The following is a 26554-nucleotide window of genomic DNA, read 5'->3' as shown; positions in this document are numbered from 1 at the left end:
CACTGACGTTAATCGAAAAGGCGCTGGACACGATCACTGGTGATGATGCCGCTGCTACTGAGGTACGCGGGTTCGGGCACCTGTGCGGGTCGATCATCGCCGCTCGTGGGTTCCGTCCCGACGTTGCTCGAAACCACATCACGGAGGCTCGAACGTCCGCGCTACATGTCAACGGAGAATCCGACATGTACGGCACTATGTTCGGTCACGCGAATGTCGAAATCCATTCGTGTGCAGTGGAACTCGAAGCAGGCGACCCCGGTGGAGCCGCCCGTGAAGGGACGGCGCTCGTGCTTCCGGCGGGTATCGCGCTACCGCGTGCCGGTCACCACTGGCAGGACGTAGCACGGGCGTGGTTGATGTCCGGGCAGCCGGATAAGGCGCTGAAATCGTTGAACCTGGCGCGGCGGGTTGCACCGCAGCACACCCGCTTGCACCCATCGGTACGCGAGACGCTGCACGGGATCGCGGCGGCCGAACGACGACGCACCGACAGTCTGTCAAGTTTCGCTGGCTGGGTCGGTATCGCGCTCTGACGCCTGGTACGACGCTGCGACAGGCCGACCGGGCTTTGCCCGTCTGACCAGCGTATCCAGTGCATTAGGCGAATATGCGCCAGGTCCTGGTGCTGGCCATGCCTGCAGTTTCAACGGCCCGAACTCGTCCACACACCACACGCCCGCGGCGGGCGGATTGTCATAGAGATCGAGGACCCTATTCATTTCGGCGATGGAATCGGGGTCATTGCTGGCGAGCGTTATAACCAATGCTGAGCAGTTTCAAGCAACGGCGCGCCACCTTCGTACGCGACTCGGCGTCGGCCGCGTACTGCATTGCGCCGTCGAGCATCCGTGGAATCAGCAGCACATCCTCGGTCGTGAGATCGGAGTGCACTATGCCGGCCGTCTGGGCAGCCACCAGCGGTCGCGCGAAGATAGCGGCTATCTGTTCCCGGACCTGCGCGAACGCGAGGTCCCTACCCGTTCCCTCACGTACGACGCTCGCTAGCTGGTGCAGTCGCACCTGGCTGTCGACGAAGGCTTCAAGTAACTCTCCGAACGCACCGGGCGCGTCCTCCCGGTCGGCAATCGCGGTACGGAGCCGATCGAGCTCCTGCCGCATCAACGCACCAGCCAAGGCGCTGCGGTCGGGAAAGTGGCGGTAGAGCGTGCCCTGCCCGACACCCGCACGGCGGGCCACCTCGTACAGCGGCACCTGCGGTGTTGTGGCGAATAGCTCCTGCGCGGCGTCGAGTATCAGCCGACGATTCCGCCGGACATCACTGCGCACTAACGACTCCGAGTTACCCGCCACCCAGTCGAGGTTAGACGCGCACCCTCGGATCCCCAACCTGCAGTGAAGTAAAGAATAAAAATACAAGTGGACGAACTTGTCCGCTTTCGGAGTAGGCTGCCTGATACCCGACCGACACCAGACGCCATGGAGGCAGCATGAAGATCATCGCGCTGGAGGAACACTTCGCTACTCGGGCCATCTGGGACGCCAACGCCGACCACCCAGTGGTTCGCTTGCCCCGCCTGCTCGCCGAACGCGGGGGCGCCGCCGTTGGCAAGGAGCTCCTGTCCCAGCTGCTCGACCTGGGTGAGCAGCGCCTGGCCGAGATGGACGCCGCCGGCATCGATCTTCAGGTGCTCTCCCATACGACACCCGGACCCGAAGAGCTGGCCCCCGACCTATCCATTCGCCTGGCCGCCGAGGCAAACAACGCCATGGCGCAGGCGATAGCCGCCCACCTCGACCGGTTTGCCGGCTTTGCCTCTCTGCCTATGTCAGACCCCGCTGCCGCTGTAAAGGAGCTGGACAAAGCCGTCACCGACCTCGGCTTCGTCGGCGCCCTGATCAACGGCCATGTCAATGGCCGCTACCTCGATGACCAGTATTTCTGGCCGGTGTTCGAGGCCGCCGAAGCGCTGCGTGTGCCGGTCTACCTTCACCCCAACCGGCTGCCCCAGCCGGTGATCGACGCCAGCTACCAAGGCCTCCCCCCGGTCATCAGCGAATCCCTGGCCGGGGCAGGATGGGGATGGCACGTCGACACCGGACTGCACGCGCTACGGCTGATCCTCGGTGGCGTCTTCGACCGATTTCCGAACCTGAAGGTCATCATCGGTCATCTCGGCGAGACACTGCCATCGATGATCTGGAGGGTGAACTGGATGATGTCTGGGATCAGTGGGCTGGCCAAACCTGTCAAGGACTATTTCACCGAAAACTTTTATCTCACCACCAGCGGCATCTTCGACTACGCACCCTTCGCCGCCGCCCTCCACGCGGTCGGCACTGACCGCATCATGTTCTCCGTGGACTACCCGTACAGCCGCAACGCTGAAGGACGCGCCTTCTTCGACCAACTGCCGTTGAGCCGGCCGGATAAGGAAAAGATCTCTCACGCCAACGCCGAACAGTTACTCGGGCTCGATGGATGACGATCAAGGTCGGTGGGCGAGCGTGCAAAGCAGCTCGCCCCCAACCGTTCTGGCGTCCAAACGCGACCGCCCTGAATCGCCTCTGAGTGTTCGAGGTGGCCGACCCGGGGCTGGCTGACAGGATCTGTGTCGTCGCGACAACCGGTGCGACTCGTAAATTACTTTGCCTCTTCGAGTGCGTTTCCCGGGATCCGCCAGGGGCGAAGATCGTGCTGGCTTGCGCCGAGGGGGCGACGAACAGGCAGGTCGCGGCCGAGGTCGGTGTGGACGAAAAGACCGTGGTCCGCTGGCGGGCTCGTTTCATCACCGACCGCGTGGACGGGTTGTCCGACGAGCCACGGCCGGGCCGGCCGCCGTCGATCCTGCTCGACCAGGTCGAAGAGGTGGCCATCACGACTTTGGTAGGTCTTCTGAAGGATCACGCGGTGACCACCCCTTTCCCGGCTACGACACGCTCAGAGTCAACCTGCGATCCGAAGAGTTGCCCGAACCGTCGAGGGCGCGCTTGTTCAGACCTACCTTGCGGATTCGGTGTGGATATCGCGGTCCCGCGAAGCAGCCGCACGATGCCGAGCCCATCTCCTTGCTGGTCACTCACCTTCTCTCGCTGCGGCTCGTCGCGACTGGCGGATCTGGCGACGCTCGCGAACTATTTCGCCGGTGGCATGGTGATCGGCACCGGCACCGCTGTTGTCAAGGTTGTCTCGGCATCTGCGCCCCGGTGTGGGCCGATGGTGTCGAATTGCCGCTGCGGGCCGAACCCGGCGTCCAAGAACGAGATGGTCCCGTGGCGGTGCTGATACGCCACCACGCCAAGCGCTCGGCGAGTTCGGGCAACCATCCGGGCGGTACGTCGTTCAACTCGCGCTGCGCACCGCTGACAGCGGCCGACAGTACCTCGGCGGAAACGGCGGGAAAGTCTTCTCGGAGGTGCTCGACCGCATCGGTCGGTTCGACGACGTCGGCCATGGCGTTCTCGGATCTCACCAATGTCATTTGCTGCTGCCTTGCTAGGTGGGTCACATTGTTGCCCACCGTATTGCTGGGTGGTCACGTCTGGGCAGGGCCACCGGTCCCTCGATTCGAGGGCCGATCGGCACCAATGTGACCGCGAGCCCCCCGGAAGGCCATTGATCAGGAGTTTTCTGCCGGGCGGAGATCGGTCCCATGGTCCCGGGCAGGATTGCCCGCCTGCGCGGGCTGGCGGGCCGTACCGATCCGCCTGGTCGTGATTCCCACTCGAGCCAGCTCCATCAGCACGGCGTCGACCACCGGTGATACCGCGGTCGCGACCGATTCGGACATGCCGACGCCGAGATCGAGGCTCGCCGCTTCGACGGCGATGACGACGAGTTCGCCGGGCACGCGGCCGAGGGCTCGACCCAATGGCAGGGCGTCGGGAATGCCGAGGGCATGCGAGCTGGCGGTCCTGGTGACGCCGCGCAACGCGTCGACTGTGGTGCGCCATATCCGTCCCGGAGTGCACGGTTCACACAGCACCGCGTCGACCACGATCGCGAGGTCCACATCCGCCCACACATCCAACAGTCCGGCCGGCTCGCCGTCGCATACGGTCACCGATACCTCTCGCAACCCCATTTCGTCGATGGCGGCGGCCACGGCGGGACCGATCCCGTCGTCGCTGCGGAATTCGTTGCCGACGCCGATGACAACCGCCCGCACCCCGCTCATGCTCGCACCTCGCCGACACTGGGCTCCGGCGTGCGCGCTGCGGTGATTCGCTCGCTCACCGGCGCACCACGTCGATCTCGAGGAAGTGCGCGGCACAGGAAATACACGGGTCATAGTTGCGAATGGTGCGCTCACACAGCGTGGTGAGCGCGGCATCATCGAGGTCCAGGTTGGCCGCTACGACGCGGCGCAGATCGTCCTCGATCGCGGCCTGGTTCTGGGCGGTCGGCGGAATGATGGTGGCGGCGCGGACGATGCCGTCGGTGTCCACCTCGTATCGGTGGTACAGCAGCCCGCGGGGCGCCTCGCTGACACCGTGACCGACGCCCGCACGGGGCGCGGTGGGCACCGCGGGGCGGGGCGGGTGTTCGTAGGCTTCGATCAGCCGCAGCGCCTCGTCGACGGCGTAGACGATCTCCACGGCGCGAACAAGGATGCTGCGGAAGGGGTTGCGGCATTGCTCGCCGAGCCCGATTTCCGCCGCGACTTGCCGGGCGGTCGGCGAAAGCTGCCGCGAATTCAGCGTGTATCTGGCCAGCGGCCCGGTCAAATATGGTTTGCCGTCGAGTCGCGCGTGCAGCGCGGTCGAATGCGGTACTTGCTGCTCGACGACATGCGCCGGGAATTCGGCTGGAGGGAAGTAGAGACCGTCGGTGGTATGTATGTCGCCACATTCGATGGCGTATCGGTTCGGTTCGGTGGCGGCCAGGAGTACGTGATCCAATTCGACTTCGGGAAAGTCGAATCCGGCGGCCCAACGGGCGGTGCGCACGGCGTAATCCTGCGCGCGGTGCAATTGTTCGGCCACCCGGGCGAAATCGCTGCGATCGGGAACCGAATAGAAGCCGCCGACCCGGACATTGATCGGATGGATCGGTCGTCCGCCGATGAGCTCGAGCAGCATATTCCCGGCCTTCTTCAACGCCAGGCCCTGTTCGACGAGTTCACGGTGGTCCGCGGCGAGAGTGATCGCGTCCGGATAGCCGAGGAAATCGGGAATGTGCAGCAGATGAATGTGCAGGGCATGGCTGGAAATCCACTCGCCGCAATACAGCAGCCGCCGCAGGTCCGCCAGCGGCTCGTCCAACCGGACGCCGCAGATCTGCTCGATCGCGGTGCATGCGCTGGTCTGGTAAGCGACCGGGCAGATCCCGCAGATGCGGGCGGTGATATCGGGCGGCTCGGTATAGGCGCGGCCACGCAGAAATGCCTCGAAGAAGCGCGGCGGCTCGTAGATATTCAGCTCCGCGCGCTCGACCGCCCCGTCCGCGACGACGACCCGGAGCGCGCCCTCGCCTTCCACCCGGGCCAGCGAACTGACCTTCAGTTGCCTACTGCGGTGACTCATCACGGCTCCGGTCCGCGAAGGCCGGTGCTGCCGCCGCATATGTGGTGAAGACCCGGTCGATGTCGGGCTGGTCCATGCCGTTGATACGCAGAATGGGAAGTAACGCACCGATATTGGGATTCGCCATCGGTCCGAAGCAGCCGAAGCAGCCGCGGTGGTAGGCCGGGCACAGCGCACCGCATCCGGCCTGTGTGACCGGTCCCAGACACGGGATACCGTCGGCGACCGATATGCAGGTGGTGCCACGGCGTTTGCATTCGGTGCAGACGCTGGTGTTCGGAATATCGGGTGCGCGCCCAGCCAGGAACGCACCGAGGGTATGGAGTAGCTGGCGCCGGTCGATCGGGCAGCCGCGCAGCTCGAAATCGACCCGAACGTGGTCCGAGATCGCGGTCGAGGTGGCGAGTGTCGAAATGTATTCCGGGCTGGCATAGACCACCGAGGTGAATTCGGCGATGTCGGCGAAATTGCGTAGCGCCTGGATCCCGCCGTGCGTCGCACACGCACCGATTGCCACCAGAATCCGGGATTGCGCACGAATTTCGGTGATCCGGCGTACGTCGTCGGGCGTGGTGATCGAACCCTCGACCAGCGATACGTCGTAGGGGCCCGGCTCGACTGCGCTGGATGCCTCGGTGAAGTGCGTGATGCGGATCCGGCCGGCGAGGGTCAGCAGTTCGTCCTCACAGTCCAGTAGCGTCAGCTGACAGCCGTCGCATGAGGTGAATTTCCATACCGCGAGGGTCGGGGTAGCCATCACAACTCCCGGACGGCCAGTAGAGGTTCGGCCACCGCGTAATCGACGACCGGGCCGTCTCGACAGATCAGCAGCGGACCGAGTTGACAGTGACCGCATCGTGCGACACCGCATTGCATATTGCGTTCCAATGACACTCTGATATCGGTCGCGGCAATTCCCTTGCGCAACAGGGTCTGTGCACAGAATCGCATCATCGGCTCCGGGCCGCAGAGAAAGGCGGTGGTGCGGGCCGGTTCCAGCCGCAGTTGTGCGAGCGGCTCCGTGACGAAACCGATCCGCCCGGTCCACCCGGGTTCGGGATGGTCGACGGTCTGGTGCAGTTCGACCGAACCGCTCCTGTGCCAGTCGTTCTGTTCCTGTCCGAACAAGATGTTCGACGGAGTGCGCGCACCGGTGAGCAGAATGACGCGCCGGTAGTCCGCGCGGGCCGCGAGCGCACCGAGGACCACCGGGCGCAACGGTGCGAGCCCGACCCCGCCGGCGACGATGACCAGGTCGTTCCCAGTCGCCGATGCCAGATCCCAACCGACGCCGAAGGGGCCGCGCACGCCGATTACGCCGCCGATTCCGGTGTCGTGCAGCGCCCCGCTGACCGCCCCGACCGCACGGATCGTATGTTCGAGCACATCACTGTTCGCGGCTGGATCTCCGCTGACCGACATCGCGACCTCACCGACGCCGAAGCTGTACAGCATCATGAACTGGCCGGCCTGAAAATGTCGCGCAGCAACACCAACCGGTTCCAGCCGCAGTGTCGCGGTGTCGCGCGTCTGCTGCGTGCGGTGGGTGACCCGGTACGGCAACATCACCTCGCCGACGGACGTCGGGCGGGCCATCGCGTCGACACTCATGACGCACCCCGTCCCGCGCCTACACGGCATGCGTAATCGTCGCACGCTTCTGCGGGGTTGCGGTAGAGATCGAGCAGCCTGGCCCGGGTGGCCTGCAGCCGGTCGAGTAACGCTTCGAACAGCATCAAAGTCAGCGCATGCCCGAATTTCGGGTCCGCTTCGGCCAATTCGGTGAGCGCCGCCGCATCGAACTCGATCGCATCCACCGGGTCACCCGCCACCGCGCCGAAATGCCAGCGGTAGGGCGGCACCAACCAGGACCAGCCCAACAGATCACCACTGCCGAGGGTCTGCACGACGAGATCGCCGCGCCCCGGCACCGGCGAGTCCAACAGGATTCGCCCCCGGCGGATCAGCCAGCATTGGTGCGCTGGTTGGCCTTCCACGATCAGCCGGTATCCGGCCGGATAGGACACGTCGCGTCCGGTCGCGGCCAGCGCGGTCCGTTCCGCTAGGCTCAGCGAACTCAACTGGGCGAACTCGGCCAACTCGTCAACCGTCGTCATCGCCCACTCTTCCGGCGAGTTCGGCGAGCCGAGCGACTTCTGCGGTCAGATCGATACCGGCCGGACACCATGCGATGCACCGCCCACACCCGACACATCCCGAACTTCCGAACTGGTCGTACCAAGTGCCGAGTTTGTGGCTGAGCCACTGCCGGTACCGGCCCGCACCGGACTGCCGCACGCTGCCGCCGTGCTGATAGGAGAAGTCCAGTTCGAAGCAGGACGCCCACCGCTCCCAGCGTTCGGCGTGTTCGCCGGTCAGGTCGGTGACATCCTCGGTGCTGGTGCAGAAGCAGGTGGGGCACACCATTGTGCAGTTCGCACAGGTCAGGCAGCGGCTCGCGACATCCTGCCAGTGCGGCGACTCCCGGGAATCGCGGATCAGGGTGCGGATATCGGTCTCGGGCATGGTGCGGCCCATCCGGCCCGCGGCCGCCGACACCGCCGCGCGCGCATCCGATACCTCCGTCGCATCGGCCGGACGACTAGTGACGTCGGCGAGAATTCGGGCGCCGACCTCGCTGCCGATATCGACCAGGAACCGATGACCATCCGCGTCGAGGCGCTCGGTCAGGGCGAGATCGTACCCGGGCGCCACGCCCGGACCGGTGCCCATCGATGCGCAGAAGCACACGCCGCCCGGCTCCGTGCAGTTCACCGCGACGACGAACGGTGTCCGGTCATCGGCTGCGGGCAGGCCCCGGTCATCCGGCCCCACGCCGGGATGCACCGCCGTCGTGTCGGCAGGTTCGGCCGTCTGGGTCCCGGTCGGTCCGACGAACGTGGGATCGGGATGGGCGCCGCCGCCCAGCACGCGCCCCAGTACCGAGATGGCGCTCAGATCGCAGCCGCGGACGCCGAGAAACGCCATCCGGATCTGGGGCTGCTCGGCCGGTCGCGTATTCAGGTCAGGTCCGGTTTCCCACACCTTGCGCCGCGGCGGAAGCAGGAACTGCTTCCACGACCCCGGCCCGGCCGAATGGGCGAAGACGGCAGTATCGTCGCGGCGGTACACCCGATATCGGCCGGGTGCGGTTTCGACACCCCAGCCGCCGGGCAATTGGTTTCCGGAGTCGAGTTCGTCCAGGACGATCGCGTTGTCGCGTAGCTGCGGTCCGATCACTCGATACCCGTTATCGCGCAACACGTCCACCAGACGGTCGAGACCGGCGCGGTCGATCACCTCGGTATCGCCGGACATCATCGGGACCTCGCTTCGGTAGGAGCACAGAATTCTGCTTTCCAGTCTTGTCCGGTGCGATACCGGCGGCGAGGGGCGAAGGTCCCTGCTACAGCAGGCCAATGCCCTGATAGATGTGGCTCGAGGCCACCCGGAGTTTCGCTGAAAGGCGACGGTGCACGCGGCTCGATGTCCCCGGGGGTCCCGGGCCGGATATATGGTGTAGGTCTTTCGCGCGGGTTATTTTGAGTGAGCAGGTTGCAACGGCGCATCGGTACCAAGTACGTCGTTTCCGTCGTGAATCGGGGTAATGCCGCTGTGGAGGTTGTCGACTATCGTGCCCTCTTGGAGGCGGCACCGGGTCTTTATCTGGTGCTCGATCCCTCTTTGCGCATTGTCGCGGTGACCGACGCATATATGCAGGCCACGCTGACCGAACGGCTGGATATCGTCGGTCGAGAAATCTTCGATGTCTTTCCCGACAATCCGAACGATCCGAACGCTGAGGGCGTCCGCAATCTGCGCGTATCCCTCGAACGGGTCCTGCGCGATCGCACCGCCGATGCCATGCACGTGCAACGCTACGATATCCGCCGCCCGGATGGTTCATTCGAGCAGCGGTTCTGGAGTCCCGTCAACTCCCCGGTGCTCGATGAAGACGGTCGGCTGCGATACATCATCCATCGGGTCGAAGACGTGACGGGATTCATGCGGTTGCAAGCGGTGGACGCCGCGCAGCAGGCGGAAACCTCCGCGCTGCGCGCGTCGGCGCGGCAAATGGAACAGGAGGTATTCGCCAGGGCCCGCGAGGTGGCCGAGACGAGTCGCCAGCTCAAGGAGGCCAATGCCGAACTCGAACGTTTGTACGCGCAAGCAAAGGAACTCGACGATCTCAAGAGCCAGTTCTTCGCCAATGTCAGCCACGAGTTGCGCACACCGCTGATGCTCATCCTGGCACCGGCGCGAAAGTTGCTCGCGCTTGCCGCACCCGATGACCCGTCACGTAAAGACCTCGAGGTGATCACGCGCAACGCGCAGGTGCTCCTCGGCCACGTCAACGACTTACTCGATACCGCACAGCTCGAGGCGGGAGCGATGCGGCCGGAATATGCGCGTGTCGATGTGGCCGATCTGGTGCGCCTTACCGCGGCATTCTTCGAAACGATCGCCCTGGACCGGGGCACCGAGTTCCGGGTCGAGACGGCGGACCACCCGGTGTGGGCCGACGTGGATCCGGAGCATGTGCAACGGATTCTGGTCAATCTGCTGTCGAATGCCTTCAAGTTCACCCCGGTCGGCGGCAGCGTCCGGTGCACGATTCGTGACTGCGACGAGGTTATCGTCGTCGAGGTCGCCGACAGCGGACCCGGCATTCCGGTTGCTCAGCGGGAGGCGGTATTCGAACGGTTCCGTCAGGTCGACGGTAGTGCGATCCGGTCGGTGGGCGGCACCGGGCTGGGGCTGACTATTGTCCGGGACCTGGCCCGGCTGCACCGAGGTTCGGTCACGATTGCCGACGCCCCGGAGCGCGGCGCACTCGTCGTTGTCGAGATACCGCGCGCCGCCCCGGCAGGTATACCCGTGCTCGGGACCGGGGCGCCGATGAACACAGCGGGCACTGCGGCGAATGTGCTCGCGGCGGTCGCCACACCGGTTGGCGATACGGCCGTAACCGCGGTGAGCCGACCGCCCGTGAGCACCGACCAGCGGCCCTCGATCCTGGTGATCGAGGACAATCCCGATCTGAACACGCTCGTGCGCGAATCACTTTCGGACAGTTACGAAGTGGCCTCGGCCTTCGATGGAGAATCCGGGCTGGAACTGGCGAAGTCCAGTAAACCGCAGCTGATCGTGTGTGATGTCATGATGCCGCGGATGAGCGGAGATGAGGTGGTGGGTCGAGTGCGAACCGACCCTGAGCTGGCGAATACGCCGATTCTCATCGTCACCGCCCGCGCCGATGACCAATCGCGACTGGAATTGGTGCACGCCGGAGCCAATGACTACCTGCAGAAGCCATTCGATGTCGCTGAACTCCGTGCGCGCGTCGACAATCTGGTTCGGTTACGACAAGCCGAAGACCAGGAGCGGGCCGTGCGGTTGATCGACGAACGCGAGCGTATCGCTCGCGAACTGCACAAGACGGTGCTGCACCGGCTGTTCGATATCAGTATGAAGCTGGGAGCGATTCGTCCGCTCGCGCGTGTGGCCACGGTGGCGTCCCGCATCGACGGAACCATCGCCGAACTCGATGCCGTGATGGCTCAGATCCGCGCGACCGTCCACGGACTCGAAACCGAAACCGGCACGCCGGACAGTTTCCAAGTGTTGGTGCAAGATTTGGTCGGCGATGCGGCAGACGAGTTGGGGGCGGTATCCGAGGTCACCTTCGACGGTCCCACCGACCGGGTCGACGAGGCAGTCGTCGATGTCAGCTTGGCAGCCCTCAGTGCGATTCTGACCGCGATCATCGCATGCGAACTCGTCCAGGAAATCGAGGTCACGGTCATCGCGGATCGCGACCTGCGCATCCGCGTATGCGAAACGGCAAGCGCACCAGTGGCTTCCGAGTCCCTCACCGACGAGCTCGCTGTGCTCGGGGCGAAACTGCCCACCCGTTCGGTAGCGTTGACCACCAGATCGCCCGCACCGAACCAGCACGTGTGGACCTGGACGGTGACGGCACCACCGCGCGACACCGCGGATCGCGGGGAGGTCACCGCGTGAGGCGGCCGAGTGCGCGAGATCAGGTCGAACGCACCACGACCATCGGCACCTCCACCGTATGCAGGAGTCCGCTGCTGGTGGAACCGAGGACCATACTGGCGAATCCGCCACGGCCACGGCAGCCGACGACGACCAGTTGCGCGTCCGCCGATGCGTCGAGTAGCGAGCGAACCGATCTGTCGGCCACCACGATTCGATGCACCTTCACATCGGGATAGCAGTCGGCCCAGCCTGCCAGGCTTTCGGCCAGCACCGCCTCCGCCGAAGCGCGTGCGCTTTCCCAGTTGACCAGGGGCAGGTCGATCGCGCTGGTGTCGCTCCACGCGTGCAGGGCGATCAGGTCCACGTTGCGCAGCGATGCCTCCTCGAAAGCGAATTCGATAGCGGGCGCACTGTTCTCGGTGCCATCGACCCCGACCAGCACCGGTCGGGTCGCGGATATCGCGTCGATCGCCGCGATCCCGCGGATCACCGCGACCGGGCAGTGGGCGTGATGGGTGGTCGCGGTGCTCACCGAGCCGAGCAATCCGCGCTGGAGCGCACCGCGGCCCCGGCTGCCGACCACCAGCATATGTGCGTGCGCGGAGCGCTCGATCAGCGTCGGAACGACAAGGTCGAAGGTCACCTCGGTGGTAATGGCGACATTGTCGCCGGGTGCGGCGGTCTGTGCGAGATGGGCGGCCTCGGCCAGGGTACGCTCGCCGTCGCGACGCAGCCACTCGGTGTCGGATTCCGTCAGCAGGGCGCCGGGTCCGTAACCCGTCTGGATTCCCACCGAGGTGAGAATATGTAGCCTGCGATGACGCGACGCGGCCTCGGCAGCGGCCCACGCGACCGCCTGGTACGAATTCGCCGAGCCATCGACGGCCACGAGAATCGGCGCATCGGATTGCTTTGCGTGCGAAGCGCTTTCGCCTGCCATGTACATACCCTTCGAGATAGATGCCCGGTCCTGTCCGATAAAGCAACGACCGCCCCGTCGAATCCGGTCATCGGGGTGCCGCCTCACCTGTTCCGAAGGCCCGATATCGATAAGCATCGCGCTTCGACAGCGGTACGAGCAGAGAAGAAGGTCATCTCCCGGATAGGTCGAGTGGCCCCTCTCCCGGTTCTGCTGCCATGCCGCGACCGCTCTCGGCAATGTCGGATACAGATATCGCTCACCGACTTTCGTGGAAAGGCCGGAGGCGCCGCGGCACCCCACCTGTTCGCGGGTGATCGCCTACGGCCGAAGGTCCCTCGGGAAGCATCGGTTCGGCTCTGTGCATCGCCGCGGCCCTGACGTAGCGTCGAATTCATTTCCGCAGGTCACGCATATTAGGAGATCGAGATGCGGGCACGGGTCGTATACGAATCGATGTTCGGCAATACCGCCGCCATTGCCAGGGCGATCGCGGACGGATTGCGCGCACACGCCGATGTGGAGGTGCTCAGCGTCGCCGCCGCCGCAGAGATGCCGGAGCCGGCGATCGATCTGCTGGTCGTCGGCGGCCCCACCCACGCATTCGGGCTGAGCCGCACGCGAACCCGCCGCGATGCCGCCGAGCAGACCGACGCGCCGATCGCGGTCGATATCGGAATCCGCGAATGGCTGGACGCGGCGCTGCCGGTGCCCGGAGGTGCTCGGGCCGCGGCCTTCGGCACGAAAGCCGCCAAACCCGGATGGTTGCCGGGCTCGGCCGCACGCGGTGCTGGAAAACGCTTGCGGCGCTTGGGTTATGAGCTCGCCGACGATCCGGTCGACTTTCTCGTCGAGGGCATGCGGGGCCCGCTCGCCCACGGTGAGCTGGCACGCGCACGAGCCTGGGCCGAGCGCTTGGCGCAGTCCGAACACGATCGCGTCACCCATCGGGTCTGAGACCGGAGGATACGATGATGCCCTACCGCATCCTGATCGATGAAACCCGCCCGCAGACCATTCTCGAACTGCGGCGCGCTATCCGCGCCGACCATGCGGGCGACGATATCGACGCCGGGATGCGGGCACTGTACGAACTGGCGGCCACCAGCGGCCTCGCACCGGTAGGTCCGCCGTCGACCACCTACCGCGGCGACTTCCGCGCGGATACCTCGACCGAGGTCGACTTCGGTCTACCGGTATCCATCGGCCCCAGCGACGACAATGGCGACCAGGCGACGGTGCGTCGAACCGAGCCCTGCCGCTACGCCCGCACCACACATCGCGGCGACTATCAGCACATCGGCGATGCGTACCGAGCGTTGGAGAATTGGTTGCGCACCTCGTCGTGGCAACCCGTGGGACCGCCCACCGAGGTGTATCTGGTCGCTCCCGACGAGGTCGTCGATGCACGCGACCTGGTCACCGAGATCCGCATTCCGGTCGCATCCGCCGAACTCCTCGTGCGGGTACCGACCCCGTTCGCCGATACCGTCGCCGCGGTACGCGCGGCCTTGGCCGACCAGGGTTTCGGCGTCCTGACCGAAATCGACGTGCGCGCCACCCTCCGTGCGAAACTCGACGTCGACATGGAGGACTACCTGATCCTCGGCGCCTGCAATCCGAAGCTCGCGCACCAGGCGCTCGGCGTCGACCGACAACTCGGCCTCCTGCTACCCTGCAATGTGGTGGTGCGCACCGACAACGATGCCACCGTCGTCGAAGCCGTCGATCCGGACATCCTCATCGCCCATGCCCGACAGCCCGGATTGCAACCGATCGCGCAGCAAGCCCGCGCCGGATTGGCTGCCGCCTTGGCGGCGGTCGCGCGGCAGAGCGCAACGCAGAGATAGCGCCGCACCGGCTCAGCAGCGCCGACACGAATCAGCGCGGTGGCACGAATGAGCTCGGTGGCCGAGAATCAGCTGGCAGCAGCCGACTCGAACGGATCGAGCACATCATCCACCGACCGTCGCGGCGTCACCGGCAACGGCAGCGCACCGGTCGGCAGCCAGCCGATCCGCAGGATTGCCTGCGGTTGGGCGACATCGTCGAGTACCTCGACGCGCACCCGGCGGCGCAGGTCCGCGATCTCGAGCGGCTCGGTGAGCAGGCAGGTCGCCAGACCGATATTCGTGGCGGTCAGCAGCACGGCGCTCATCGCCTCGCCCGCGCGCAACCGCGACAGCCGATCGTCGGCCGAAGTGCTGATCACCAGCAGTTCGGCGTAATCGGGTTGGTGCGCACTGTCGGCCAATCCGGGCGCCGCGAACTCACGCGCCGACGGTTCGTCATGCGGCCGCACGGGAGGAGCGTTCCTGGCGGGCACCCCGTCGTCCGAACTGTGTTTGCCGGACCAATTCGCCAATTCGAAGCGGTATTCCGGGTCTCCAGCGTGCCGGGCAGCGGCGATCCGCGTTGTCTCGACCAGCACGTCGCGGCGGCGGTCACTGGCGTGTGTCACGATTGCACCCAGTGCCGCGGCGCGTTCGGTCACCAGCCCGAGATATCCATGCGGGATCGGCCACGAGGAGTAGTGCCTGCGGTCGGTCTGGCGTATCGAAATCGCCGCGCTCAGTGCGACATCCAGTGGTGTCGGCCGATGCCGCACCAACTCGACCGCGGCCAAGTGGTTCGGATCCGCGGGATTCGGCAGTCGACGCACCACCGCCGACCAGCCGAGCGCCGCGAATGCGATGCGCAGATGATGCAGTGCCGCACCACAACTCAGCACCAAATCACGCTGATCCGGATCGGTCACGGTAAGTGTGCGCGCGGGATCGAGGTACAGATGGATGGAACGGCCGCCGATCCGCCACCGCCACGGCTGAACATTGTGTACCGACGGCGCCCGCACTGCGAGCGCCAGTGCTGTCTTGACGGTGCTGTCATCGGGCAATCCGCGGTCCATCTCGCCTTCCTTGGTCGATTTCGACCAACGGTCCCACCGACGGGACGCCACCGATAAGAGCACGACGGCCTCATTCGCCGGGACTTCGGATGCCTGTCGGCTGTTCGCTGGACTCGAACCAGAGGACCCTGCGGATCAGGACCTTCGACCATCACCGCGCACCCGGTCGGTGCGCAAATCTGGTAACTGCACCCACTCGAGAGGATCCAGCCGTCATGTCCGACATCCGTGGCATGGTCGTGACCACCCCGCCGCAATGGCGCGCGTCGTGATCGCCTCATACAGCTCGCCCGCCGATCTGCGCGAAACCCATACCGGCGTCGTGGTGCTGTGCGGGGACCGCGCGTACAAATGGAAGAAGCCGATCGCTACCGACTTCCTCGACTTCAGCACGCCGGAACTGCGCGAACGGGCGTGCGCCCGCGAACTCGAGCTCAATCGCCGCATGGCCCCGGACGTGTATCTCGGCATCGCTCACCTGAGCGACCCCACCGGCGGCCCGAGCGAACCGGTGCTCGTCATGCGGCGAATGCCTGACGACCGCAGGCTCAACCACCTCCTGGCCGACCCGGCGGCCGGCGGCTCGGAAATCCCAGCGCTGGTCCGAGTGCTGGCACAGTTCCACCACACGGCCCGTCGCGGGCCGGAGATCGACCGCGCCGGAACCCCGGAGGCGCTGCGTGACCGATGGCAGGCGCTGCTGCGCACCCTACGGGCCCAACCCGCCGATCTCGTGGCTCCGGAACTGCTCGCGCGGATCGAGGAGCGTGCGATGCGCTATCTGGAGGGTCGAAGATCGCTGCTCGCTCGCCGGATCGCCGAGGCCCGCATCGTGGACGGACATGGCGACCTACAAGCTCAGGACATCTTCGATCTACCCGATGGCTTCCGGGTGCTCGACTGCCTCGACTTCGACGATCGGCTGCGCCACGTCGATTGCCTGGACGATATCGCCTTCCTAGCGATGGATCTCGAATTCCTCGGCCACGATGAGCTGGGCACCAGCCTGCTCGACGAATACCAACGCGTGACCGGAGATTCGGCGCCCGCGTCCCTGCGCGACCACTACATCGCCTACCGTGCGCTTGTCCGGGCCAAGGTGAACGTCATCCGCCTCGGGCAGGGCGATACGGCGGCCCGCGACCATACCCGGCACCACCTGGGGATCGCGGCGCACCATCTGGATCGGGCCGCGGTCCGCCTCACGCTTGTGGGCGGATTACCAGGCACCGGGAAATCCACAGTCGCCGAACACCTTTCGTCGGCCACCGGTGCAGTAGTGCTCGGCACCGACGGGGTGCGCAGGGAATTGTCGGCGGTCGGCCAGGTGACCGGTACCGTCGGCGGATACGGCGTCGGAATGTACTCCCCTGCCGACAAGGCCCGCGTCTATACAGAATTGCGCTGCCGTGCCCGAGCACTGCTCGAATCGGGTGTCTCGGTGATCCTCGATGCGAGCTGGATCGACCCGGACGAGCGACGACGCGCCGCCCTACTCGCCGATGAGACGAGTGCCGAGCTGGTCCAACTGCGATGCCACTGCTCGCAATCGCTGGCGAACGATCGCATCCGGCAGCGCCCGGCCGGGGATTCGGATGCGACACCGGCCATCGCCACCGCCATGTCCAGTGCCGATGCGCCCTGGCCGGACGCCGTCGCCCTCGACACCGGCCGATCCCTGGCCGACACGCTGGACGCGGGATGCCGAGCCTGGCGAATCGGCGCAGAATGTGGACCGACGACCACGCAGCAGCCGAATCGGACCGATCAAGAGACTTTGGGCACCAAAGTGGGGTCCAATGCCGATCCATCGAAGCGGACCGCTACGTACGCTGAGTGAATTCGGTTTCAGGGAGAGGCGTAGTACATGATCAAGGTGTTCTTGGTCGACGATCACGAAATCGTCCGCCGCGGAGTCGGCGACCTCATCGCCCTGGAAACCGACCTCGAGGTGGTCGGTGAGGCGGGTACGTTCTCGCAGGCGCTCGCCCGGATTCCCGCGCTGCGTCCCGATGTCGCCGTCCTCGACGTCCGCCTGCCGGATGGCAATGGCATCGAACTGTGCCGTGAACTGCTGTCCGCCAATCCGGAGCTGCGCTGCCTGATCCTGACCTCGTTCACCGACGAGCAGGCCATGCTCAACGCCATCCTGGCCGGTGCCAGCGGCTACGTTGTCAAGGACATCAAGAGCTTGGAGCTGATCGATGCGATCCGCGAGGTCGGTGCGGGTAAATCCCTGCTCGACAATCGGGCCGCTGCCGCGCTCATGGCCAAACTGCGCGCGGAGGCGGAGGCGAAGACCGGGCCGCTGGCGAACCTCACCGAACAGGAGCGCACCCTGTTGTCCCTGCTCGGTGAGGGGCTGACGAATCGGCAGATCGCGAACCGAATGTTCCTGGCCGAGAAGACCGTCAAAAACTACGTTTCGCGGCTGTTGACCAAACTCGGTGTCGAACGTCGCACGCAGGCAGCTGTATTGGCCTCGAAACTGAACCAGCGGGGAGAGTAGGCGGCCGGCTGGTCCATCCCTGGATGCTCACCGGACGCGGCGGGCCGATCGTGAAAGAATGTCGGCTATGGAAGGCCAGGCATCCGAAGCGCCGCACGGCAGTCGGCCACCTGTGACGGAGACGTTATCTCAGTTGCGGTTGCGTGAACTGCTCATCGAGGTCCAGGATCGTATCGCGCAGATCGTCGATGCGCGTGACCGGATGGACCGGTTGATGGAAGCCATGCTCGTCGTCACCGCCGGTCTGGACCTCGACAACACGCTGCGCACGATCGTGCACACCGCCATCGAACTGGTCGACGCGGAATACGGCGCGCTGGGTGTCCGGGAGACCGATCCGACGAGCAATCAGCTCGCCGAATTCGTATACGAGGGCATCGATGACCGCACCCGCGTACTGATCGGCGATCTGCCACGCGGGCACGGTGTGCTGGGGCTGCTCATCGAGCAGCCGAAACCCATTCGGCTGACCAATCTTTCGGATCACCCCTCCTCGGTCGGCTTTCCCGAACACCATCCGCCGATGCACACCTTCCTCGGCGTACCGGTCCAGGTCCGTGAGGAAGTGTTCGGCAACCTCTACCTCACCGAGAAAGCGGGCGGACTGGAGTTCACCGAGGACGACGAGGTAGTGGTGCAGGCGCTGGCCGCGGCTGCGGGTATCGCCATCGAGAACGCCCGTCTCTACGAGCAGTCGCGCGCGCGCCAGCAGTGGCTCGAAGCGACCCGGGATGTGGCTACCGAACTGCTGGTCGCCAGTGAATCGAGCGAAGTCCTCGCACTCGTCGTCCATCGAGCCCTGAATCTGACCGGATCGGTGTGTACCTTCATCGCCCGGCCCGAAGATCCCGATATTCCAGCCGAGGAGGTGACAGAGTTGGTGGTGGCCGCAGCCGCGGGCGTCGACGCCGACCTGCTCACCGGCCAACGGCTACCGGTCGGGGCGTCGAATTCTGGTGAGGTTTTTCGCCAAGGGCGGGCTCTGTCGGTCCAGAAACTGTCTTATAACCCATTCAGCGATTTCCCTGAATTCGGCCCTGCGCTGATACTCCCGCTGCGAGCCGGACGTTCGGTGATGGGAGTGCTCACCACCCTGCGTCCGGCCGGCGCGCCCCCGCTCGACGCCGCGGCGCAGACAATGATGGCCGCCATCGCCGACCAAGCCGCGCTTGCCTTGCAGTTGGCCGATACCCAGGAGCGTATGCGCGAACTCGACGTGCTCTCCGACCGCGATCGAATCGCCAGGGGCCTGCACGATCACGTCATCCAGCGGTTGTTCGCCGTCGGGCTGTCCCTGCAGGGCACCGCGCAGCGGTCGCGGGCACCCGAGGTACGGTCTCGGCTGCTGGAGACGATCGACGACGTGCAGGCGATCGTGCAGGACATCCGCCATTCGATTTTCGACCTGCAGAGCAACACCGCCGCGGATTCCTCCAAATATCGCAAACACCTGCATGGGATCATTGTCGAAATGACCGCCGATTCCGGGCTCCGCACCACCGTGCGGTTGGCCGGGCCGGTGACGGTCCTCGCACCGCCGCTGTCCGACGATGTCGAGGCGGTATTGCGCGAGGCCGTGAGCAATGTGGTGCGGCATGCGTCGGCGAGCGCCCTGTCGGTCGAGTTGAAAGTGCGTGACGATGTCAGCATCGAGGTGATCGACGACGGCGTTGGCGTCCCCGATGACATCGCGCGGCGCAGCGGATTGGCCAATATGGCGGCGCGGGCGAAGGAAGCGGGCGGCACATTCAGCATCGAGAACCGCCCCGGTGGTGGCACGGTGCTGCGCTGGTCGGCGCCGCTGCCCTGACATATTTCACGGCAGGCATATTTCACGGCAGGCATACACATTCGCATTTCGCGGTCGGCGAGCATCCGCAGCCTTTGGCCCTCCGGTTCGTGCCCCTTTGGCCCTGGGGTTCGTGACATTGGACCGGCGTGCGGGACCCCGCGGAGTTCCTAACCTACCGGTACCCGATCGTGGCACCGAAGGGCAGCCCGTGACCACCCGTACGACAGCGATCCGCGTCGAATCGCCTCGGCCGCAGTGGTTGTCGATGCCGACGTGATCGTTCGCCCGAGCTGGTTCCGCACTAGAAAGCCGAGAAATCACATGTCCGCCACTACCGTTAATCCGCCCGTCCTCGTCGGTGCCGACGGATCCGCCGATTCCGTCGAAGCCGTGCGATGGGCTGCCGTCGACGCGGCCCGCCACGGTGCGCCCCTGCACATCGTCTACGCAATCGGCGCACCCGTCGACTACGGACCTGGCATCGCCTTCAATCAGATCGACTACGACATCTATCGTGCAGCCGGCGCCACCGCGGTCGCGCTCGCACGCAAATCCGCTGTCACCGTATCGGATTCGATCCACCCCATCGATATCGAGACATTCGTTGCCGAGGCACCGCCGACCCCCCGTGCTGTGCGACCGATCGAAGGAGGCCCGGCTGCTGGTCGTCGGCACCCGCGGCCTCGGCGCGTTTCGGCGCGGACTGCTCGGTTCGGTCAGCACCTCGCTGGCCCGGCATGCACACTGCCCGGTCGGGGTGGTCCCGGAGACGGTGGCGCCCGAGCGGGCGCTCGGCCCGGTCGTGGTCGGTGTCGACGGCTCTCCGGGCGGCATCCGTGCCCTCGACATCGCCTTCGATGAGGCGTCGCGGCGCCGTGCCGCCCTGGTCGCGGTGCACGCCTGGTCCGAGTTCAATCGCTATATCCCCCGCACAGATATGGCGAACGAGGCCGAGGAACTGCTCGCCGAAAGTCTGGCGGGCTACACCGAGAAGTACCCCGATGTCCGCGTCCAGCGAGTGGTCACCGAGGACCGCCCCGCAAGGCGCATCCTCGCCACCGCCGAACGCGCACAACTGATCGTGGTCGGCAGCCACGGCAACGGCGGCTTCGCCGGCATGACACTCGGTTCCACCAGCCAGGCCGTCCTGCATGCGGCCGACTGCCCCGTGATCATCGCCCGCCCCCGGGACTGACCGACGCGCCGATCCCGCTCCGGCCGCCTATGATCCGATGCGGTCATGCCAGGCGGCCTTCGCGCCGCTGTCACCGATTCGGTAGACCTGCACCACCGAACCGGCGGACACCGCCACCGCGACGACAACCATTGCGATCAGGAAAACGCGGTTCGCGGTCACCGAGGTGCTCCCGGCGGTCCGAGACCAGCGGCCGACCCACTCGCTGTGCATGGCCCACCAGAGGATCGCCAACAGGAAGGTCGCTGCTGACCACGGCAGCAGACCATCCGCCATGTGCGTATGGATGCGTACCAACGGGTCGCGGGCGGTGTGGTGTTCCAGCCATTCGCCGGAATCGGTCGTCAACGGAATCGCCACCAGTGCGACCGATGACACCAGAGGCGTGATCGGGCCCAATCGGCGTCGAGCAGCAGGCCATAGCACGGACACCACCAGCATCAATGCGGCCAGTGGTACCAGCACGACGACAACGTGGACCAGCAGGATGTGGGTTGGTAGCCCGTTGATCGTACTGAGCCCCATAGCGATTCGAATCTCCTCTGTCAAGCGGGTAGTGCGGCGCGATCAACCCTATGAGCCGATTCTTGGAGCTTTTTGGGACCCGCACGGTCAGGCGACGGCAGCTCAGCGCCGCGCGCCGATGGGCAGTGTCATCGATAGCGTCGCGCCGCCACCGTCGCGATTGCGAGCCGAAACCGAACCGCCGTGCCGGGCGGCGATCTCGCTCACCAATGACAGACCCAGGCCGTAACGCCGTCGTTCGCTCGTACTCGTGGTGGTCCGCGAGGACGCGAAACGGGTGAACAGAAGGGGCAGAACGTCGGTATCGATCCCCGGCCCGTCGTCGGCGACATCGATCCGCACCTGTCGGCCGTCGCTGTCGAGCACCACCCGCACCAGGCTATCCGCGTGTCGTATTCCGTTGTCCAGCAATGCGTTCACGGCTCGCCGCAGCCCGGCTTCGAAGCCTTCCAGTCGGGCCGGTGCGGCGATCAGTTCGAGTCGGACACCACGCTGGCCGGCAGCCGGTTCGGCGGCGGCCACCGCCGCCCGTAGCAGTGCAGTCAGATCGAAGGGCCGGCGTTGAGGCTCCTGTCGGGGATCAGCCGCCAGCAGCAGGTCGTCGAGGATGTCGGCCAGCTGACCCGCATCGGCCACCAAGCTGTCGACCTCGGCTTCGGCGGCGTGGCCGCGCAGGTGCCGCCGCAATAACTGGGCCCTGGTGCTCAACAGGGTCAGCGGGGTGCGCAGTTCATGGCCCGCGTCGGCGACGAAACACCGTTGCAACGTGAGTGCCGCGATGAGCGGGGTCACCGCTCTGCGCGCGACCCAGGCACCGGTCATTACCGCCAGCAGCATTCCGATGGCGCCGCACACCAGCAGCGCTGTGAGCAGTCGCCGCGCCTCGCGCTCAGCCGCCCGCAGGTCGTACACCGCCTGGATCATCGCGTCGCCGCGCTGCTCGGTGCGGATCCGGTACCGCCGGTCACCGATCGACACCTGTGCGCTTCGCGGTGCACCGTCGTGTTCGGCCTGCCGTATGGCGGCCTCGTCGGGCAGACCCGGTGGCAGTCCCGGACTGACCTGCGTGCTGCCTGCTCGCCGAATCACCAGCCAGGTCCCCGCGGGTGGGTCGTCCACATCGTCAGCCTCGGCGATGGCCGCGGCCAGCGACCTGTTCTGGTCGGCACGCGCACTGTGCGCTACGACCATGATCACGGCTACGCTGAGCAACAGCACGGTCACCAGCACGGCGGCGGCGGACTGCAGTCCGATCCGCAGCATGGTCCGCCGGATCACCCGCGCGTCCGCCGAGTCGGTCCGGCGCCGTCTCACCGAGCGCGCCCTAGTTCGTATCCGCGGCCGCGTACCGTATCGATCGCCGTGCGGCCGAGCTTGCGACGCAGATAGTGGACATAGGTATCGACCACCACCGGGCTCTCGGCATCGTCGAACACGATCGCCAGCAATTGTTTGCGCGAGAATACGACTCCCGGCCGCGATGCCAGCGTGGCAAGCAGATCGCATTCCCGTTCGGAGAGCCTGACCACCTCCGCGGTACCGGCCAGCACGACGCACCGGCTGTCCAGTTCGAGTCGCCCCTTCGGCACCGGCAGCGAGCGCGCCGCATCCAGGTGCCTGCGCCGCAGCGCCCGCAGTCTGGCGAGCAATTCCGTCACATCGAACGGCTTGCCCAGATAGTCTTCGGCGCCGGCGTCGAGTCCCGCCACCCGATCCGCCGGATTGGCCAGCGCGGACAGGATCAATGTCGGGGTGACGATGCCGCGTACCCGCAACCTCGTCAGCAGATCCAGCCCATCGATCGCGGGCAGCCCTCGATCGAACAGCAGCACGTCGTACTCGCGCGTGAGACCGAGATGCAGACCCTGTTGACCGTCACGGGCGGCATCGACCCGATACCCCTCTTCGGTGAGCAACGCACCCAGCATCGCCAGCAGTTGCGGGTCGTCCTCGACGATCAGCACCCTTGGCAGATCGGTATCGATCACCCGCGCATTCTCGCACTCGTGCGAACGCTCGAGCGGCGCGCATCACCCACGCCGGGCAGCCGCCATGCCGGGGCATTTGTCCAAGGCCCAGCGCGCCCGCAACCGGGACCTAAGGCACTAGCCCACGCCATCGGGTCCAGCGAACCGTAGCTGCTGTGTGGCTCGAAAATTTCCCGGTGCCGGCAAACCGATCCCACCATGTTCATCGAAGCGGCCCGCCGTCTCGGCGTCGAACCCGTCGACGCGGTGGTTATCGAAGATGCCACCGCCGGGGTCAGGGCTCTGGGCCGAGGAACTGCGAGCCATCTTCGATCGCCTCACCCATCCACCTTTGCGTCGAGGATGTCGAACGTACCCTTTCGTCGGGGCAGGCGTGGGAGGTGCCATTGGCCGCCGCTTCGAATCGAACCGGCGCCCAGAAGGTGCCGTCGTAGGACCGCGAGTGCGGGGCCATTGGCCCCTGGTTCGCGGACATCCGCTGCGACGACGATCGAGGTATGGAATCAGGCATCATCACACTGCCGTCGGGGGCGGTGCGACCACTGTCGGCTGCCACGGCCGCCGCGCTGCCCGCCTCCGATGTGCTGACGGCGCTGGCGGGCACCGATACCGGGCTGACGGAGGACGAGAGTGCACGCCGTCTGCGCCGATGGGGACCCAATGCGGTGCGCACCCATCGCGCCAGGCTGGCTCCGGTGTTGTTGCGCCAGTTGCGTTCACCGCTGCTGCAGTTGCTCGCGCTCACCGCGGTCGTGTCCTTCTTCGTCGGTGAGCGCACCGACGCGATGATCATCGGGGTAATTCTCGCTGCCTCTGTCGGTTTGGGAGCGGGCAATGAATATCGTGCGGAGAAGGCCGCGGAAAGTCTGCACGATCGGATTCGGCATCGCGCAGTCGTCGTGCGTGCCGGGCGGCCGCGATCGGTCGATATCGTCGAGCTGGCACCCGGCGATATCGTCGAATTGCGGGCCGGTGAACTGGTTCCGGCCGATCTGCGGCTGCTCTCGGTCACCGAGCTGCACTGTGATGAATCGGTGCTGACGGGCGAGCCGACGCCCGCAGCGAAATCGACCGCTCCGGTGACAGCCAACAGCGCACTGGCCGAATGGGATTCGTGTGCGCTGATGGGCACAGTGGTGAGTTCGGGGCGCGGGCGCGGGGTTGTCGTCGCGACCGGCGCAGCCACCGAATTCGGCCGAATCGCTGTGGGATTGGGCGAAAGTCAGCCGGATACCGAATTCCAGATCGGCCTGCGCAAGTTCTCTCTGTTGTTGGTGTGGGTCGCGGCCGTGCTCACGATCGGGATCTTCGCGGTGAACGTGGTCTTGCGGCGGCCACTGCTGGACGCGCTGCTGTTCTCGCTGGCGATCGCGGTGGGCATTTCACCACAGTTGCTGCCGGCCGTCGTGTCCACCAGTCTCGCCGCCGGATCCCGCCAGCTTGCCCGAGGCAAGGTACTCGTCAAGCGGCTGGTGTGCATCGAGGACCTCGGTGATATCGAGATCCTGTTCACCGATAAAACCGGAACGCTGACCGAGGGACACATCGAGTTCATGCGGTCGATGGGGCCGGATGGTTCCGCTTGCGACGAGGCGATGCTGCTGGGACTGGTCTGCACGGATGCGGTCGTGCGGGACGGCCGACTCACCGGCGGTGACCCGCTGGACACCGCGCTGTGGGATTCGACTGTGGCACCGCGTGATTCCGCCGTGCGGTACGACCGAATCGCGGTCCTACCCTTCGATCATCAACGGCGCCTGGTCTCGGTGTTGACCGAAGATTCCGACGGCCGTCGGTCGATCATCACGAAGGGCGCACCGGAGGCGGTGCTGTCGCGTTGTACGAGCGTACCGAACACCGTCCACGCGGTCCTCGATACCGAACTCGCCGCCGGGCACCGCATCGTGGCGGTCGCCGACCGTCCCGCGCCAGGGTGGAATTCACTGCGACACGACGACGAGAACGCGCTGCGCCTGCGTGGATTCCTGGTATTCCTCGATCCGCCCAAGACCTCCGCCCGCACGGCACTGGCACGGTTGGCCGAGCTCGGCGTGACCGTCAAAGTCATCACCGGTGACCACCCGACCGTCGCCGCCCGGGTCTGCGATGAGCTCGGCCTACCGCCGGGAAATGCCCTGACCGGCGCCGATCTCGATCGGCTCGATGATCGCCAACTCGCTGAAAAGATCCAGAAGACAGCCATTTTCGCGCGTGTCGACCCCGAACAGAAAGCGCGGATCGTGCGCGTGCAACGCCGCGCCGGACTCGATGTCGCCTTCCTCGGCGACGGCGTCAACGACGCTCTCGCCCTGCACGCAGCCGACGTCGGCATCTCCGTGGATTCGGCCACCGATGTCGCCAAGGACGCCGCTGACGTGGTGCTGCTGGAGAAGGATCTGCAAGTACTCGCCGACGGTGTCGTGCAGGGCCGGCGCATCTTCGCGAACACCATGAAATACGTCCTGATGGGGACCTCCAGCAACTTCGGCAATATGGTCAGCGCCGCCGGCGCTTCCGCATTCTTGCCCTTCCTGCCGATGCTGCCCTCGCAGATCCTGCTCAACAATCTGCTCTATGACGCGAGCCAGCTCGCGATCCCCACCGACAACGTCGATCCGGAGCAATTGGCCCGCCCGGCCCGCTGGGATATCGGCCTGATCCGCCGGTTCATGTTGGTCTTCGGCCCGATCAGCTCGCTGTTCGATTTCGCGACCTTCGCGGTGATGCTGACGGTGTTCGATGCCGACGAAAGCCTGTTCCACACCGGATGGTTCGTCGAATCCCTCGCCACTCAGACACTGGTGTTGTTCGTAATCCGCACCCGGCGCAGCCCGTTCTTCCGCAGCCACCCCAGCGTGGCTCTCATGACGGCCGCGCTCACCGCGGTCGGGATAGGCGCTGCCCTACCCGCCACACCACTGGCCCACAGTCTGGGTTTTCGTCCGCTGCCGGAGGGCTTCTTCCTGGCCCTGACAATCATGGTGGTGGCCTATCTCGGCCTCGCGGAACTGGGTAAGCGCTGGTTCTTCCGTATTCCGCCGTCGGTGAGCGAACAGCGGCCACGCGCGGGCGGGCACCGGATCGAGCGCAGGGCGGCACGTTTCAGCACAACCAATCCTCTTGTGCGACAAGGGCATACCGGGCGCAGGCAAACGTCGGACCGGACACGCGTTCGACCGAAGTCCCGCCCGATAGGTATTTCGGCACCGTGGTGACCCGCCCCAC

Annotated in this window: 23 protein-coding genes and 2 pseudogenes; 12 read left to right on the top strand and 13 right to left on the bottom strand. The window is 65.8% G+C overall.

What is annotated here, in order from left to right; genetic code table 11:
• Positions 1-536 (top strand): annotated as a pseudogene (locus tag ACW2Q0_RS26655) (helix-turn-helix domain-containing protein); the annotation flags it as partial.
• 205 nt (positions 537-741) lie between these two features.
• Here the strand turns inward: ACW2Q0_RS26655 and ACW2Q0_RS26650 are convergent.
• On the bottom strand, positions 742-1290 hold the full coding sequence (locus ACW2Q0_RS26650) for a TetR/AcrR family transcriptional regulator (protein ID WP_457193652.1): 549 nt from the start codon (positions 1288-1290) through the stop codon (positions 742-744).
• 161 nt (positions 1291-1451) lie between these two features.
• Here ACW2Q0_RS26650 and ACW2Q0_RS26645 point away from each other — a divergent pair, with 161 nt between their 5' ends.
• Both ACW2Q0_RS26645 and ACW2Q0_RS26640 read left to right on the top strand, forming a co-directional pair.
• Positions 1452-2447 (top strand): amidohydrolase family protein, encoded by a 996-nt coding sequence (locus ACW2Q0_RS26645; protein WP_457193651.1) that lies wholly within the window; start codon positions 1452-1454, stop codon positions 2445-2447.
• Positions 2448-2533: 86 nt separating this feature from the next.
• Positions 2534-3247: a helix-turn-helix domain-containing protein gene (locus ACW2Q0_RS26640; RefSeq protein ID WP_457193650.1), complete on the top strand. Its 714-nt coding sequence runs from the start codon at positions 2534-2536 to the stop codon at positions 3245-3247.
• Here the strand turns inward: ACW2Q0_RS26640 and ACW2Q0_RS26635 are convergent.
• The 7 genes from ACW2Q0_RS26635 to ACW2Q0_RS26605 form a co-directional block, all read right to left on the bottom strand.
• Complete coding sequence (locus ACW2Q0_RS26635) at positions 3141-3443, bottom strand: hypothetical protein (RefSeq protein WP_457193659.1); 303 nt, start codon at positions 3441-3443, stop codon at positions 3141-3143. The two genes, ACW2Q0_RS26640 and ACW2Q0_RS26635, sit on opposite strands and share 107 nt — an antisense overlap.
• A 138-nt stretch (positions 3444-3581) precedes the next feature.
• Positions 3582-4139 (bottom strand): hydrogenase maturation protease, encoded by a 558-nt coding sequence (locus ACW2Q0_RS26630; protein ID WP_457193649.1) that lies wholly within the window; start codon positions 4137-4139, stop codon positions 3582-3584.
• A gap of 55 nt (positions 4140-4194) precedes the next feature.
• Positions 4195-5487, bottom strand: coding sequence for a Ni/Fe hydrogenase subunit alpha (locus ACW2Q0_RS26625; protein ID WP_457193648.1), 1293 nt, complete (start codon positions 5485-5487; stop codon positions 4195-4197).
• Entirely contained in the window at positions 5471-6244 is a 774-nt protein-coding gene (locus ACW2Q0_RS26620) for an NADH-quinone oxidoreductase subunit B family protein (protein ID WP_457193647.1), read from the bottom strand. Before ACW2Q0_RS26620 ends, ACW2Q0_RS26625 begins: the two co-directional genes overlap by 17 nt.
• Complete coding sequence (locus tag ACW2Q0_RS26615) at positions 6244-7098, bottom strand: FAD/NAD(P)-binding protein (protein ID WP_457193646.1); 855 nt, start codon at positions 7096-7098, stop codon at positions 6244-6246. The genes ACW2Q0_RS26620 and ACW2Q0_RS26615 overlap by 1 nt, the downstream gene beginning before the upstream one ends.
• The gene (locus tag ACW2Q0_RS26610; RefSeq protein ID WP_457193645.1) at positions 7095-7604 is read right to left on the bottom strand and encodes a Crp/Fnr family transcriptional regulator; all 510 of its coding nucleotides are present in this window, start codon (positions 7602-7604) and stop codon (positions 7095-7097) included. The genes ACW2Q0_RS26615 and ACW2Q0_RS26610 overlap by 4 nt, the downstream gene beginning before the upstream one ends.
• A complete protein-coding gene (locus ACW2Q0_RS26605; RefSeq protein ID WP_457193644.1) occupies positions 7591-8805 on the bottom strand; it encodes a 4Fe-4S dicluster domain-containing protein in 1215 nt (404 codons plus the stop codon). The genes ACW2Q0_RS26610 and ACW2Q0_RS26605 overlap by 14 nt, the downstream gene beginning before the upstream one ends.
• Positions 8806-9033: 228 nt before the next feature.
• Between ACW2Q0_RS26605 and ACW2Q0_RS26600 the strand changes: the two genes are divergently transcribed.
• Positions 9034-11511 (top strand): ATP-binding protein, encoded by a 2478-nt coding sequence (locus tag ACW2Q0_RS26600; RefSeq protein ID WP_457193643.1) that lies wholly within the window; start codon positions 9034-9036, stop codon positions 11509-11511.
• A gap of 19 nt (positions 11512-11530) precedes the next feature.
• Here ACW2Q0_RS26600 and ACW2Q0_RS26595 read toward each other — a convergent pair whose 3' ends face one another.
• Positions 11531-12433, bottom strand: a complete 903-nt coding sequence (locus tag ACW2Q0_RS26595; RefSeq protein ID WP_457193642.1) for a universal stress protein — start codon at positions 12431-12433, stop codon at positions 11531-11533.
• A 408-nt stretch (positions 12434-12841) separates the two neighbouring features.
• Between ACW2Q0_RS26595 and ACW2Q0_RS26590 the strand changes: the two genes are divergently transcribed.
• Both ACW2Q0_RS26590 and ACW2Q0_RS26585 read left to right on the top strand, forming a co-directional pair.
• On the top strand, positions 12842-13369 hold the full coding sequence (locus tag ACW2Q0_RS26590; RefSeq protein ID WP_457193641.1) for a flavodoxin family protein: 528 nt from the start codon (positions 12842-12844) through the stop codon (positions 13367-13369).
• Between the two features lie 14 nt (positions 13370-13383).
• Positions 13384-14262, top strand: a complete 879-nt coding sequence (locus tag ACW2Q0_RS26585) for a DUF302 domain-containing protein (protein WP_457193640.1) — start codon at positions 13384-13386, stop codon at positions 14260-14262.
• Positions 14263-14330: 68 nt separating this feature from the next.
• On the opposite strand, the gene ACW2Q0_RS26580 is transcribed toward ACW2Q0_RS26585, so the two are convergent.
• On the bottom strand, positions 14331-15320 hold the full coding sequence (locus ACW2Q0_RS26580; RefSeq protein WP_457193639.1) for an Acg family FMN-binding oxidoreductase: 990 nt from the start codon (positions 15318-15320) through the stop codon (positions 14331-14333).
• 268 nt (positions 15321-15588) lie between these two features.
• Here ACW2Q0_RS26580 and ACW2Q0_RS26575 point away from each other — a divergent pair, with 268 nt between their 5' ends.
• From ACW2Q0_RS26575 to ACW2Q0_RS26555, 5 genes and pseudogenes are all read left to right on the top strand, one after another.
• A complete protein-coding gene (locus tag ACW2Q0_RS26575; RefSeq protein WP_457193638.1) occupies positions 15589-17160 on the top strand; it encodes a bifunctional aminoglycoside phosphotransferase/ATP-binding protein in 1572 nt (523 codons plus the stop codon).
• 27 nt (positions 17161-17187) lie between these two features.
• Positions 17188-17829, top strand: a complete 642-nt coding sequence (locus tag ACW2Q0_RS26570; RefSeq protein ID WP_457193637.1) for a response regulator — start codon at positions 17188-17190, stop codon at positions 17827-17829.
• Between the two features lie 67 nt (positions 17830-17896).
• Positions 17897-19639, top strand: coding sequence for a GAF domain-containing protein (locus ACW2Q0_RS26565; protein WP_457193636.1), 1743 nt, complete (start codon positions 17897-17899; stop codon positions 19637-19639).
• 303 nt (positions 19640-19942) lie between these two features.
• Positions 19943-20125, top strand: a pseudogene (locus tag ACW2Q0_RS26560) (universal stress protein); the annotation flags it as partial.
• A 124-nt stretch (positions 20126-20249) separates the two neighbouring features.
• Positions 20250-20816 carry a universal stress protein gene (locus ACW2Q0_RS26555; protein ID WP_457193635.1) on the top strand — a complete coding sequence of 189 codons (567 nt, stop codon included), beginning with the start codon at positions 20250-20252 and terminating at the stop codon, positions 20814-20816.
• Between the two features lie 27 nt (positions 20817-20843).
• Here ACW2Q0_RS26555 and ACW2Q0_RS26550 read toward each other — a convergent pair whose 3' ends face one another.
• From ACW2Q0_RS26550 to ACW2Q0_RS26540, 3 genes are all read right to left on the bottom strand, one after another.
• Positions 20844-21341, bottom strand: coding sequence for a hypothetical protein (locus ACW2Q0_RS26550; RefSeq protein ID WP_457193634.1), 498 nt, complete (start codon positions 21339-21341; stop codon positions 20844-20846).
• 102 nt (positions 21342-21443) lie between these two features.
• Positions 21444-22655, bottom strand: coding sequence for a sensor histidine kinase (locus ACW2Q0_RS26545; RefSeq protein ID WP_457193633.1), 1212 nt, complete (start codon positions 22653-22655; stop codon positions 21444-21446).
• Positions 22652-23329 carry a response regulator transcription factor gene (locus ACW2Q0_RS26540; RefSeq protein ID WP_457193632.1) on the bottom strand — a complete coding sequence of 226 codons (678 nt, stop codon included), beginning with the start codon at positions 23327-23329 and terminating at the stop codon, positions 22652-22654. The genes ACW2Q0_RS26545 and ACW2Q0_RS26540 overlap by 4 nt, the downstream gene beginning before the upstream one ends.
• A gap of 497 nt (positions 23330-23826) precedes the next feature.
• Here ACW2Q0_RS26540 and mgtA point away from each other — a divergent pair, with 497 nt between their 5' ends.
• Entirely contained in the window at positions 23827-26544 is a 2718-nt protein-coding gene (gene mgtA / locus ACW2Q0_RS26535) for a magnesium-translocating P-type ATPase (RefSeq protein WP_457193631.1), read from the top strand.
• Positions 26545-26554: the final 10 nt, after the last annotated feature.

This window comes from Nocardia citri (assembly GCF_054065835.1).
This window is presented reverse-complemented; position numbering and strand designations above follow the sequence as displayed.